Below are 12373 nucleotides of genomic sequence, written 5' to 3'. Positions count from 1 at the left end.
CGATGATCACAGTGACGGTTACCGACATCACGACCGAAACCGCTTCGGTCAAGCGCTTTTCATTGCGTCGCAGCAACGGCGCTCCCTTCGCGTCATACGCGGCGGGAGCCCACGTGGACGTCACGGGCCCGGGCGGAATCACGCGCCAGTACTCACTGTGCGGCCCACCCCATCGCACCGACAGCTATCAGATCGCGGTCAAGCGGGAGGACTGCTCCCGCGGCGGGTCCGCGGCACTGCACGACCAGGTTGCAGTGGGCGACGAACTCACGATCAGCGAACCGCGGAACTTGTTCGCCCTCGCCCCGGAAGCCGACACCCACGTCCTGGTGGCGGCCGGCATCGGTATCACCCCTCTCCTGAGCATGGCCTACAAGCTGTCTACCGACTGCGTGCCGTACCGGTTGCATTACTTCGCATCCCGGCGGGAGCAAGCGGCGTTCGTTCGGGTACTCGAGAACGAGATGTTCGCCTCCTCGGTCGAGTTCCATTTCGGAATCGACCGAAGCGAGCAGCCCGACGTCCTCGAGTCGATTCTCGCCGGTGCCGAACCCGGAGCACACGTCTACTCCTGCGGTCCAAAGGAGTTCATGCAGCGTGTCGTCGAGGTGGCCACCCGATCGCTGCCGGACGATCAGGTCCACATCGAGCACTTCCAGCCTCTCGAGCCGACCACGCACGAAGGCGGCGAGTTCGAAGTCGAACTCGACACCGGTGAGGTGTTCGCCATCCCGTCCGGGCGAAGCATCGTCGAGGTCCTCGGAGACGCGGGCATCGACGTCGACACGTCGTGCCGGGAGGGCATCTGCGGTACCTGCGTGCTGACCGTGCTCGACGGTGTGCCGGACCACCGCGACAACTGCCTGACTCGCAAGGAGAAAGAGTCCGGCGACCAGATCGCCACCTGCGTGTCGCGGGCGAAGACCGCACGGTTGGTACTGGAACTATGACGACCGCCCACCGACGGATTCCGAGGAGAGCCCCGATGGACACCAGCCTGTCCGCTCTCATTGCGAGCGTGACTTCTGACGAATTGCGCCCGAGCGAGGTGGTGGCCGATGCACTCGAGCGGGTCGACCGCACGGAACCCGATATCCGGGCCTGGGTCCGCGTCGACCGAGCACGGGCGCTGGAGGCCGCCCGGCGCCTCGACAGTACGGTTCGAAAAAGTCCTCTCCATGGAATTCCTTTCGGAGTCAAGGACATCATCGACGTGCGCGGCCTCCCGACCGAATGCGGATCACCGTTGCGGCGAGGACGGGTGGAGGCCGACGACGACGCGCCCCTCGTCGCCCGACTCCGGGAACTCGGAGCGATCCCGCTGGGCAAGACGGTCACCACCGAATTCGCCTACTTCGCCCCCGGACCCACGCGGAACCCGAACCGGCTCTCGCACACCCCGGGCGGCTCGTCGAGTGGATCCGCGGCCGCGGTCGCAGCCGGCGTGGTCCCCCTGGCCCTCGGCAGCCAGACCGCCGGTTCGCTGACCCGGCCCGCCTCCTATTGCGGCGTCGCGGGACTGGTCGCTCCGGTCGGCGGACCGCTCGACACCACCGGATTCGCCGGCCTGTCCCACACCCTCGACGCGGCCGGGATTCTCACCCGCAGTGTCACGGACGTCCGACTCGCCTACCTGGCATTGACGGGCTCCGACCGGCTCGCCGATCCGGTACGGAATCTGGAGCGTCCCCGACTCGCGGCGTGGTCCGGCATCGAACTCGTCGACATCTCCGACGACATGCAGACGGCGGTGAGACACACCGTCGAGGCGGCCGTCGCCGAAGGCGCCGAACTCGTCGACTTCGACTGGCCTGCACTGACACCTCGCCTCGTCGAAGCACACGGCACGGTCATGGCGTACGAGGCAAGCCGCGCACTGGCGTCCGAAGGACGGCATCCGACACAACTGAGCGCACCGCTCAACGATCTCCTCACGCAGGGCCGGAGTATCACCGACCGCGACTACCAGGATGCTCTCGCCGTGGCTGCACGGGCACGATCGGCGATACTGACCTTGCTCACGGACGTCGACGCCATCATCGGCCCCGCCGCACCCGGCGCGGCACCCGAAGGACTGTCCGCTACCGGGTCTCCCATTCTGAGCCGACCCTGGCAACTGCTGGGGCTTCCTGCCCTGACGGTCCCCGGTCGCCTCGACGGGCAGGGCATGCCGCTCGGCATCCAGCTCATCGGGCACCCGAGTCGCGTGGAGCGACTCTTGGCCCTCGGGAGCGGCATCGAAGAGACCGGTCGTCGCGGTCACGAGGTGACATCCGCGACTTGATCCGCCAAGTCGGTCTCGACGACTGCCCCCGACTACCCCGCCTGTTCACCCACCGCCGAGGCCGACCACGGCGATCATCAAGGGCAGGAAGACGATGATCAGGATCGCGCCGACGATGTCGAAGGTTATTCCGCTTCGGATCATCGTGGTGATCCGGACGGCTCCGGAGCCGTAGACCACGGCGTTCTGCGGCGTCGAGACCGGCAGCATGAAGCCGAACGAGGCGGCGAACGTGGCCGCGAGCGCAGGCACGAAGGGGTTGACCCCGGCCGCCAACGCCACCGGGATCACGATCGGCACCACGACCGCCGCCGACGCCGTGTTGCTCGTCGTCTCCGATACTGCGATGGCCAGCAGCACCGCGAACACGGTGATGGCGACGACGCTCGTCAGGCCCAGTGAGTCCGCGACGGAGGTGCCGATCGTCTCGGCCAGTCCGGTGTCGGCGAGCAGTGCGCCGAAGATGATGCCGCTGCCGAACAGCACGATCGTGCCCCAGTCGATCTCTGCTGCGTCCCGCCAGGTCAGCGTGAACTCCCGATTCTCCCAATCGGTCGGCAGAAGGTAGAGCAACGCCGCCCCGAAGACCGCGACCATGCCCTCGTCGAGTCGGTCGCTGATCGTGCCGTAGAGATCCGAGTCGTTGCCGGCGATCACCGCGACGACACCGGGCAGGATCCACAGCGTCACCGTGACTCCGAACGCGATGAGCGTGTTCTTCTCCGCACGCGACAGGGGACCCATCTCTGCCCGCTGCTCCGCCAGGTAGTCGGCGACGCCTTCGATGCGCCGGATCTCCGGTTTGTTGATGCGCAGCAGGATGATGGCGAGCGCGATGAACATCAGCAGGCAGATCGGGATGGCCATCGCCATCCATTGCCCGAAGCTGATCCGCTCCCCCGTGGCCTCCTCGATGAGCCCGCGTCCGATGAGGTTGGGTGGGCTCCCGACCGGTGTCAGCAGGCCGCCCACGCTTGCGCTGTACGCGAGCATCAGCATGATCGCGGCACCCACCCGGAGACGCAACGGGTCGAAGTCCTCGGCGACGACGCCGCGGCGCTGCATGAGTTTCGCGATGACGCCGAGGATGCCCAGGGCGGTGGGCAGCAGCATGGCCACGGTCGCGGTGTTGGATACGAACGCCGAGAGCCCGCACGTGATCGCGCCGAACGCGACGATCACGCCGGTGGTGGACTGGCCGACACGCGGCAGGGTCAGGATCCGAAACGCGAAGCGCCGTGCGACGCCGTGTTTGAGCATCGCCTGGGCGAGGATGAACGCTCCGATGAACGTGAAGATCGTCGACGACCCGAACGCGGCGAGAACTTCGTCGGCCGGCGCCACGCCCAGAAACACCACGATCGCCACCCCGAGCAGCCCGCCGATCGGGATCGGCACCGCCTCGGTCACCCACAGCACGATGACGCCGAGCAGCACGCCGGCCAATGTCTGCTGGTTGGGCGGTATGTCGATCGGCAGGGCGAGGAAGACGATCGTGATCAGCGGCGCCAGAAACAGCCCGATGGTACGGCGCCCCTTCTCGAACCGCTCCTCCGCGGGTGAGAGCTGCTGTTCACCGAGACTGCGATAGGTGGCGTGCCCGAGCAGCGCCTTGTCGACGTCGGTGCGGTGACCCTCGTTCTCGGCTGTCATGGTCCCTCCCCTGCTACACGGTTCGGTACGGAAGTAGTACCCATGAACGAGCGGGCTAGTCGTTTCACGGCATGTTTTCTCCCGGATGGGCGCGAACGACGCCTAGGCCGTCACCTTGTTTCTGGGAACGATCAGCACGGGCACCGGAGCGTGACGCAGAATCTTCGAGGCGGCCGAGCCGAGGAATACGTGGGCCGCGGGTCCGGCCGCGCCCGAACCCAGCGCCAGCATGTCGCCGGCTTCCCAGGAGACGGCCTCCACCGCTTCGCGCCAGTCGTGGCCGCTGCCGACCACGACATCCACGTCGGAAACCGGGATTCGGGCGCGAACTGCATTGAGTTGCTTGACGATATCGTCGCGCGTCCGGCGTGCCCACTGTTGTACGACGAGGTCCTCCGTCGATCGCTCGATCGCGCCGCCGAACATCGTCATCGGCCGCACCGTGAACGACACGATCCGCAGCTGCACCGGCCACTGCCTGGCCAGTTCGGCGGTGGCAGCAACGAGGCCGTTGACGTCGGCCTCGCCTCCGTACGCGACCGTGATCCGCCGGATGGACTCCGGCACCGGCGGGTAGCCGCGCGGAGCGATCGCGACGGGCACTGCCGCGGTGTGGACCAGCCGTTCGGTGACGCTGCCCAGCGTCACCCTGCCCAGCAACCCGGACGACGACGACCCGACAACGACGAGACGCGCGTCGTGGGCGGTGACCAGTTCGATCAACCCTGTTGGAATGGAATCGGATTGGTGGACGACGCGGGGAATGTCCAGGCCCCCGGGCAGCTGGCCGACCACCCTGTCCAGTGCCTGCGAAGCCTGCTCGGTGACGTAGCCCAGGTATTCGCGTTCGATGGGGTCGTCCTTCGCCGGCCACGGCCGTTCCACGATCGCCGCGGCCACAACCTTGTCGCCGGTCCAGCGTGATATCTGTACCGCCAGGTTGAGGGGTGCGGTGCCCTGACGGCTCGAGCTGAAGCCGGCGATGATCGTCATCGGGGGGCTCTCCCTGCGGCGACCGGGGTGACGACGACGTGCGTCACTGGCACGCTGTGCTCGGCGCGTGCGCGGTCCACGACGTCGAAGCGGTGCCACACCGACTCTTCGGGTGGCAGTGTCGAGATGACGATCTGATCCGGACGGAACGAGTCGACGGCGGCGGCCAGCGCCCGCAGCGGCCGGTAGTCGCCCAACTCGCCGTCGGCTTCGAGGTTCTCCGCGCGAAGTGTCGCCAGTGTGTCGTCCAACCGCTGTTGTGCGACCTCTCGGGTCGCTTCCGCGACGTCGAGTGGACCGTGGGTGGCGGCAGTTCCGGTCTCGATCGGACTGGCCGGCACGACCACGAAGTAGGTGGCATCCCGATCCGCGTCGATGCGACGAAGCTCGTCGAGCATTTCCTTGGACTGCACGGTCTGGTTCGCGAGCACCAGCACGCGGTGCGGTCGTGTCGTCGCCGCGACCCCTTCCACGACGGGTCGCCGGCCCACGAACCACTTGTTGGCGAGGAACAACACGATGACGACGGCCCACGACAACAGGCTCAGCATCAGTTGCGACCGCACGTCGTCCTGCAGATACATCTGCACCAGGATCCCCACGATCGCGGCCGCAGTGATGATCGACAACACCGGGAACAGCCACATCTTGACCCGAAGCTCCGAGTCGGGGGTGCGGTACCGCAGCACGATCTGGGAGACGGCGATGAGCAGGTACACGAACAGGATGACCGCACCGCTGGAGTTCAGCAGGAAGACGAAGACGGTGTCCGGTGAGACGGCCGCCGCGATGACACACAGAAAACCGACCACCGAGGACGCGAGGATCGCAATGGCAGGCACCCCTCGACGCGTCACCCTGACCAGCTGTGCGGGTGCCTCCCGGCGCGCAGCGAGCACGAACAACATGCGGGAGGCGGTGTACATACCCGAGTTGAGACAGCTCAGCACCGCCGTCAACACCACGGCGTTCATGATGTGGTCGGCGTACGGAATCCCCATTTCGGTGAACGCGGCGACGAAGGGGGACGCGGCCGCATCCTCGTCGTTCCACGGCAGGATCGTCGCCAGCAGGAACGTCGAGCCGACGAAGAACACGGCGATCCGCACGATCACCGAGTTCGCGGCCTTGGTCACCGCCCGCTCCGGATCCGCCGACTCCGCGGCGGCGATCGTCGCGATTTCGGCGCCGACCATGGAGAAGATCACCGTGACCACACCGACGGTAATGGCCATGGCGCCGAATGGCAGGAACCCGTCATGGCTCCACAGGTTCGAGAAATCGAGCGATTTGTTCGGCCACACCCCCAACACGAACAGCGCGCCCAGCCCGATGAACACCACGATCGCGGCCACCTTGATGCCGGCGAACCAGAATTCGAACTCGCCGAACGACGACACCGAGAACAGATTCGTCGCCGTCATCAGAATCATCAGAACCAACGCCGACAACCACAACGGGATGTCGATCCAGTACTGGATGATCGTCGCGCCGGCGATCGCCTCGAACCCGACGACGATCACCCAGAAGTACCAGTACAACCAGCCGACGGAGAAGCCGGCCCAGTTGCCCAACGCGGCGCGGGCATAATCGGCGAACGATCCGGTCGACGGGTTGGCCACCGCCATCTCGGCCAGCATCCGCATAACCATGATGATCAGGACCCCGGCAAGCCCATAGGTAATGAAGGCCCCCGGACCGGTGTCGCCGATGACGACGCCCGAGCCGACGAACAGGCCTGCGCCGATCACCCCGCCGATCGCAATCATCGTCAGCTGCCGCTGGCTCAGCGCCTTCTTCAAGGTGGGTGTTGCACTCATTGCATCCCTCCGATACTCGACGCACCGGCTACTCGCTCTGGGGCGAGACCGGCTGTCGGATTCCGTGGGATGTACTCGGCTGGGCACGCGACCAGAGGGAATGAGCCGCAGGGCTTGAATCTCAATCGTAAGCCGCAGCGTCCGTCCGGCGAGCGGGATCGGACAGGTGGATCCAGGTGCGCGCTGCGCGTGAGCACACCGGAACGTCCGCCCCGGGCAGGCGACAGCGCCCCCAGAAGTGCGCACAATAGAAGGGTGCAACCGGCGCGCCCCTCCACAGCACGAGGTAGAGCAGCCGCAGAAGGAGTTCACGATGAATTCGAAGAAGACCGTGGCGGGAGCCGTGATCGCCGGTGCGCTGGGCTTCAGCGCACTGGGGCTCGGCGCCGGCACGGCAAATGCTGATCCGTGGCCACAATCGATTCCCGGTATCTCGGTACCCGACGTGGTTCCGCCACCTGGACAGCTGGGACAGCTGCCGTTCATCCCACCGCCGGGCCAATTGGGGCAGCTGCCGTTCGTGCCGCCACCCGGCCACTGGGACAAGCCGTGGAAATGGTTCCCCTGAGCCGGTCGGGCGCGCTCGGGCATTGACCAACTCAGACCGGTTGCCACGTAGCCGATCAGCGGGAGAGCGTGTAATGACGCGTCGTGGTGCCGTCACTCTGGTTCAGCTTGCCGTGAAGCGTGAGTACGTCGAGGTGGGCGCTGATCTCCATGACGGCGGACAGTTGGTGCTCGGGTGGCAGTTCGTCGAGTTGCCGTCTTCGGCGGGTCCATGGCATGGACGTGGCCACTTGGTAGGCAGTGGTCGCCCCGGCGGCGATGTGCTCACAAACTTCGTCGAGCCGCTCACGGTGGTGGTGGAGAAGTTCGTCGACTCGATCGTGGGTGCTGGAGGTGGCGGGGCCATGAGAAGGCAGTAGTGCGGTATCGGGAAGACCTCGAACGAGTTCGAGGGACCGGAGATAGGAACGCAAGGCATACGGTTCGGGTGCCCATTCGAAACCGATCGACGGCGTGATGCGCGGCAGAATGTCAGCCGAGAAGCCGACCGGCCTGCTCGACCATTTTCGCGAAGCCGTCGGATTCGCCTCGGAAGAAGCCAGGCACGTCCGTTCCACTGACGGCGGCCGCGGCCTTCATCCGGTGGAGCTCCGCCCGCCCGGCCGACCCCGAACTAGTGACGAGTCTGCCGTCAGCGCGTGCGGGGCGGGGAGGCAATCGGCGACGATATGTCCACCGTGGCGCACCGCTCGCGGGCTCGGACGTGCCTGACCGGTGGTGCGGAGGTCGGTCCCCGCTAGGCGACCGCGGCGACCTATACGTTCGTGGCGAAGATCGGGCTGGTGGAGACGAACGGGCTGAACTCCATTCGGCGCGTCCGCCATTCGCCTTCGCGCCGGACGAATTCCAGCGCATAGCCACCCGACAACAGTTGGTTGACGCCGTCGTCGGTGAGCCGGAAGTAGAAGACGTCGGTTTTCGCACTCGCGGTGTCACCGTCGATGTCGATTATCGGATTGGTGATGTGGTGGTGGCTTTTTGGCACCTGATCCCATACTTTGTGCACCAGTGCGCGGATTCCGTCGATCCCTTGCCCCTCGCCTCGGGGTAGCACATAGTCCGCGTCGTCGGACCAGATGCTCATGAACGTCTCTTCGTCCTGCTTGTCGATGCCGTGGCAGTACTTCGACATCAACATCTTGATTTCTTCGATGTCGATCACCCACCGGATTCTCTCCTGCGGGGTAACTGCTTGTTCTGTCATGTCGCTCCTTCTCTTTGGATTCGTCGGTTCGGGCAACTGCACACAGCACCAACCTGCGCGATCCGCTAGACGGAGGTGGGCACGACGACGAGCGCCCACACGATGAGGGGAGCGAACAGCACGACGATTCCACAGTAGGCAAGCATTTTTCGCTGGAATCGAATCTTGTCCTCGACTTCTGCATTCGCCAGAATCATGACTCCGTGCAGGGAGAAGGGACTCACGTCGACAACAGTCGCCGAGAAGACGATTGCGGCGACGAAGCCCAGGACGCCTACCTCACCGCCGAGAAGCAGCGGCATCGCGAGCGGCAAGGCGATGCCGATCGTCGCCGTCGACGACGCGAACGCCGAGAGGATGCCGACCGCGTAGCAGAGGATCAGCGCAGTGAACAGAGGAGCTACCGCCGCGGAGACGGTGTTGCCCAGGAAGTCCAAAGTTCCATTCTGGGTCAGAACCGTCATGTAAGTGAGCATTCCGCAGACCAGGACCACCGCCGGCCACGCCACGTTGTCCACGATCTTCGGGTGCGACTTGGGCGCCATCAGCAGCAACGCGGCACTCACACAGATTGCACTGACACCGATGTCGATTCCGAACCCGACCGAACCCACGGCCAGGAAGAGGATCCCGGCCAGGGTCGCGCACTGGTGGCGGTCCAGCCGGGGACGCGGGGGTGCTGCCTCGACGGCAGTGCCGGTCGTGCTCCGACTCAACACTGCGGTCGAGACACCCGAGCCGTCGGATGCGGGGGACGGGGACGACAGTGTCCCCACACCGATCCCGCCGATCGGTCCATCCGAGGCTGTTACGTCGTCGCCGCGGCGTCCGCCGCGAATGAGGTCACGACCGAAGACCAGGAAGAGCACCACACCGATCGCCAGATTCAGCACGAACGGCACCAGGAAGATGGCGCCCGGATTTGTCGGCAGGCCAGCGGATTTCATGATGCCGGTGACCAACGCGCCATACAGATTGATCGGAGAGAATACACAGGCCAATCCCCCGTGCGTGATCATCATGCCCATCAGGAAGGGATTGATGCGGTTTCTGGCGGCAAGGGGCATCGCGATCGGGGCGAGCATTCCCACCGCCAGGACGGCCCCCATCGACATGAGCAGACCGGACAGTGCGAACAGCATCCACACGATGGCCCAGCGTCTGCCGCGGACGAGGTGCAGACATCTGTCCATGATGTAGTCGAGGGTGCCGTTTGCCTTCGCGATCGCAAACAGGAGGGTGATGCCGCCGACGATGAGGAAGGCTCCCGCGGGGAAGGCGTCGACCACGTCCTCGATAGGGATGTCGGAAACCCAGGCACCCACGATGAATGCCGCGGCGAACGCGAGGATGCCCATGTTGACCGGCGTGACGGTGGCGACCGTGAAGATCGCCGCCAGGACGAGAACGGAAATTGCGTAGATCATACCCAGTCCTTCCAGGACCATGTGGTGGAGCACCAAGCGCGCATCAAGAAATCGTGTTCTACAGCAAGGCTTCTCGGTGGAGAAACGTGTGTTTCGGCAGGCCCGCGGACACGGTGCCAGCGCTCCGTTGCGCGCCTCGCTGCCGCCGAATGGTGCCGGCGTCGGCTACCGTGAAACCAGGGCCTTGGCCAGCTCGACGCCGCCGTTGGCGTCGTCCCAGATCACGGCCGCCAGTTCGTCCCCGGTCGGAAAGTTGCCCTGAGATGCAAGCCCGTCGCCCTTGGCGATGATCTGCTCCTTGGTCATGGGGTGTTGCGCCGTGCCGACGCTGTCGACCACTGTCGCCGACCTGGTGCTGCCGTCGGTGAAACGCATGCGCACGCCGGTCGCGAAGTGCTGTGGGTAGTACTTCTCCTCGAGGTCGGGATCGACTTCGAACCGGACCTTGCCGGCGATACGCAGGATTCGTTCGTCGTCGAGGAAGGCCTCGCCGTAGGCGTCGTATCGGGTGGGTCCGTAGGCGAGCGTGGCTCCGACGATGTACGGGCAGCTGTACTGTGCCGTCATCGTGGACTCGGCCTTGGTCATGTGCTGGTCGGCGATGAGCTGGGGCCCGGTGACGAGAACCTCCTCGATGCCGTCGGTGGAGGCGCTGAAGTCGTCGGTCACCTCCCGCAGGGCGTCGATCGTCGAGTGGAACAGCCGGCAGCACGAATAGGGCTTGAAGCTGATTAGGTGAATCTGCAGTTTTTCGTCCGGCGTGACGTCGCGTAGCGGCCCGCCGAAGCTGGCGGCGGCGCCGTAGGTTCCCTCGACCGACAGCTGCGGTGCCGTCACATCGGGCAGCATCGCGAAGTCTGCTGCGAGAACACCGTTGCGGGCGCCCAGTCCGGCGTGCACGCGTTTCACCTCGCCCCCGGTCGGCTCGACCGAGAACTGCATGGAACCGCTGGCTTGGGAGAGGGCATGACCCCAGGCGGTCACGAGGACGCCGGGATCGACGGGCTGCTTGTTCCGGTATGCCCGAAGGCTCAACACCGCCGCCGCAGCACCGAACGATCCGAAGACGGAGGTGGGGTGGAATCCGCGGTGAACCGTCTCCAACCCACCGGCAGTCGTGCCGATCAGCGCCATGGCTTCGTAGCCGGCGGCGACTGCGCGGAACAGTTCCGACTGCGACGCGTTCGTCTCCGCGGCGACGGCAAGCGCTGCCGGAATGATCACGCAACCCGGGTGGCTCGTCGTCACGTCATGCGTGTCGTCGAGTTCGTAGCTGTGCCCCGCGGTGCCGTGGACCAGAGCAGCGGTGGACGCCTCGGTGGTCCAGTCACCGCCGAGCACGACACTGTCCCCGGTGCCCGCAAACCTGCGCGACCACTCGGCGATCTGCTTGGCCGCGGGACGGGTGCTCCCCCACAGCGAGACGACGAAACCGTCGAGGAACAACCGTCGGACCGCTTCGACGTCCTCTTCAGTCAATGGCGAGTTCGCCACGTGGGCGACGTGATCCGCCAGTCGCGCTGTGAGACCGGCGAATCCGGACTCATTCTCGGTCGTGTTCATTACTCTCTCTCACTACTACGCCCCCGAGACGAAGAATTGGCTGGCGCGGCGTCGTCACTTGTAGCCGCCTTCGACATTGCCGAGCCGTTCCCAGTCGTCCGGGTCGTGCAACACCCAGATCTCGGCCTGCAGGCTCGCACTGATCTGCTTGATCCGCTGGATGGATTGCACGGTCTGAATCGCATTGACGTCCACCGGGCACGGGCATTCCGATTCCAGACCGGAGCGGAGATGAACCGAGTCGCCGGTGATCAGGAACGACCGCGACGGGAGCTTGACCAACAGGCTGACCTCGCCGGGGGTATGCCCCGGAGTCTGGTAGATGACGAGGCTTCCGTCGCCGAACAGGTCGTAGTCCTCACGCAGCGGATTCCACTTGAACGACCGTGTCAGCTCGAGATCCTGCGTCCGGTAGAAGCCGCGGTAAGGCGGGTCCGGCCAGAATGCGTAGCGCAGATCCACTTCCGACATGTAGAACTCGGCATCCGGGAAGAGGTACATGCCTCCGGTGTGGTCGAAGTGGGAGTGGGAGATGACGACGTGAGTGATGTCGGAGAGCTCGAAACCGCACTTCTGGATCTGCAATTCCAGGGTGTTCCCCGGCGGGCAGTCGAGGGCGAACACATCGACCAGGTCGCCGTACACCGAGCGGGGGTCGTTCCACGCCTCCGGGGCCAGGCCGGTGTCGAAGAGGACCAGGCCCCGATCGTGCTCGATGAGGAAGGTCGGAATCGGGACCGAGAGCGTTCCGTGGTGGCCCATGGTGATCAAGCCACTGTCGAGTGTGATGGATGCTCCGGCCAGGGGCCAGAGTCGATTTGCCGTCATGGACATAACCTTTCGAGGTTGCGGGACAAGAGAG

At 65.4% G+C, this 12373-nt stretch carries 11 protein-coding genes; 3 read left to right on the top strand and 8 right to left on the bottom strand.

What is annotated here, in order from left to right:
* The first annotated feature begins 2 nt into the window (after nt 1–2).
* A complete protein-coding gene (locus CJ177_RS11590; RefSeq protein ID WP_095867787.1) occupies nt 3–950 on the top strand; it encodes a PDR/VanB family oxidoreductase in 948 nt (315 codons plus the stop codon).
* Nucleotides 951–985: 35 nt separating this feature from the next.
* Nucleotides 986–2284, top strand: coding sequence for an amidase (locus CJ177_RS11585; protein WP_257014483.1), 1299 nt, complete (start codon nt 986–988; stop codon nt 2282–2284).
* Between the two features lie 45 nt (nt 2285–2329).
* On the opposite strand, the gene CJ177_RS11580 is transcribed toward CJ177_RS11585, so the two are convergent.
* The 3 genes from CJ177_RS11580 to CJ177_RS11570 form a co-directional block, all read right to left on the bottom strand.
* A complete protein-coding gene (locus CJ177_RS11580; protein ID WP_095867786.1) occupies nt 2330–3937 on the bottom strand; it encodes a DASS family sodium-coupled anion symporter in 1608 nt (535 codons plus the stop codon).
* A 102-nt stretch (nt 3938–4039) separates the two neighbouring features.
* Nucleotides 4040–4930, bottom strand: a complete 891-nt coding sequence (locus CJ177_RS11575; RefSeq protein ID WP_095867785.1) for a universal stress protein — start codon at nt 4928–4930, stop codon at nt 4040–4042.
* Nucleotides 4927–6750 carry an amino acid permease gene (locus CJ177_RS11570; RefSeq protein WP_005250455.1) on the bottom strand — a complete coding sequence of 608 codons (1824 nt, stop codon included), beginning with the start codon at nt 6748–6750 and terminating at the stop codon, nt 4927–4929. The genes CJ177_RS11575 and CJ177_RS11570 overlap by 4 nt, the downstream gene beginning before the upstream one ends.
* Nucleotides 6751–7063: 313 nt before the next feature.
* Here CJ177_RS11570 and CJ177_RS11565 point away from each other — a divergent pair, with 313 nt between their 5' ends.
* Entirely contained in the window at nt 7064–7318 is a 255-nt protein-coding gene (locus CJ177_RS11565) for a hypothetical protein (RefSeq protein ID WP_095867784.1), read from the top strand.
* 55 nt (nt 7319–7373) lie between these two features.
* On the opposite strand, the gene CJ177_RS11560 is transcribed toward CJ177_RS11565, so the two are convergent.
* The 5 genes from CJ177_RS11560 to CJ177_RS11540 all read right to left on the bottom strand — a co-directional run bounded on the left by CJ177_RS11560 (nt 7374) and on the right by CJ177_RS11540 (nt 12339).
* Nucleotides 7374–7730 (bottom strand): hypothetical protein, encoded by a 357-nt coding sequence (locus tag CJ177_RS11560; protein WP_143548684.1) that lies wholly within the window; start codon nt 7728–7730, stop codon nt 7374–7376.
* A gap of 341 nt (nt 7731–8071) precedes the next feature.
* Complete coding sequence (locus CJ177_RS11555; protein ID WP_095867783.1) at nt 8072–8521, bottom strand: nuclear transport factor 2 family protein; 450 nt, start codon at nt 8519–8521, stop codon at nt 8072–8074.
* A gap of 65 nt (nt 8522–8586) precedes the next feature.
* Nucleotides 8587–9948: an SLC13 family permease gene (locus tag CJ177_RS11550; RefSeq protein ID WP_095868205.1), complete on the bottom strand. Its 1362-nt coding sequence runs from the start codon at nt 9946–9948 to the stop codon at nt 8587–8589.
* Between the two features lie 165 nt (nt 9949–10113).
* A complete protein-coding gene (locus tag CJ177_RS11545) occupies nt 10114–11511 on the bottom strand; it encodes an MmgE/PrpD family protein (protein WP_095867782.1) in 1398 nt (465 codons plus the stop codon).
* Between the two features lie 54 nt (nt 11512–11565).
* Nucleotides 11566–12339 (bottom strand): N-acyl homoserine lactonase family protein, encoded by a 774-nt coding sequence (locus CJ177_RS11540; RefSeq protein ID WP_218835101.1) that lies wholly within the window; start codon nt 12337–12339, stop codon nt 11566–11568.
* Nucleotides 12340–12373 lie beyond the last annotated feature (34 nt).

Source organism: Rhodococcus sp. ACPA1, from assembly GCF_002300195.1.
Taxonomy (GTDB): Bacteria; Actinomycetota; Actinomycetes; order Mycobacteriales; family Mycobacteriaceae; genus Rhodococcus_F; species Rhodococcus_F opacus.
Note: the sequence above shows the minus strand (reverse complement) of the source record. Positions and strands in the feature narration are given on the sequence as shown.

What these genes read in the sequence shown, in the direction of transcription:
- CJ177_RS11540 (WP_218835101.1), bottom strand. Translation starts at nt 12,339, where the DNA reads ATGACGGCAAATCGACTCTGGCCCCTGGCCGGAGCATCCATCACACTC.
- CJ177_RS11580 (WP_095867786.1), bottom strand. Translation starts at nt 3,937, where the DNA reads ATGACAGCCGAGAACGAGGGTCACCGCACCGACGTCGACAAGGCGCTG.
- CJ177_RS11570 (WP_005250455.1), bottom strand. Translation starts at nt 6,750, where the DNA reads ATGAGTGCAACACCCACCTTGAAGAAGGCGCTGAGCCAGCGGCAGCTG.
- CJ177_RS11575 (WP_095867785.1), bottom strand. Translation starts at nt 4,930, where the DNA reads ATGACGATCATCGCCGGCTTCAGCTCGAGCCGTCAGGGCACCGCACCC.
- CJ177_RS11555 (WP_095867783.1), bottom strand. Translation starts at nt 8,521, where the DNA reads ATGACAGAACAAGCAGTTACCCCGCAGGAGAGAATCCGGTGGGTGATC.
- CJ177_RS11545 (WP_095867782.1), bottom strand. Translation starts at nt 11,511, where the DNA reads ATGAACACGACCGAGAATGAGTCCGGATTCGCCGGTCTCACAGCGCGA.
- CJ177_RS11565 (WP_095867784.1), top strand. Translation starts at nt 7,064, where the DNA reads ATGAATTCGAAGAAGACCGTGGCGGGAGCCGTGATCGCCGGTGCGCTG.
- CJ177_RS11590 (WP_095867787.1), top strand. Translation starts at nt 3, where the DNA reads ATGATCACAGTGACGGTTACCGACATCACGACCGAAACCGCTTCGGTC.
- CJ177_RS11585 (WP_257014483.1), top strand. Translation starts at nt 986, where the DNA reads ATGGACACCAGCCTGTCCGCTCTCATTGCGAGCGTGACTTCTGACGAA.
- CJ177_RS11550 (WP_095868205.1), bottom strand. Translation starts at nt 9,948, where the DNA reads ATGATCTACGCAATTTCCGTTCTCGTCCTGGCGGCGATCTTCACGGTC.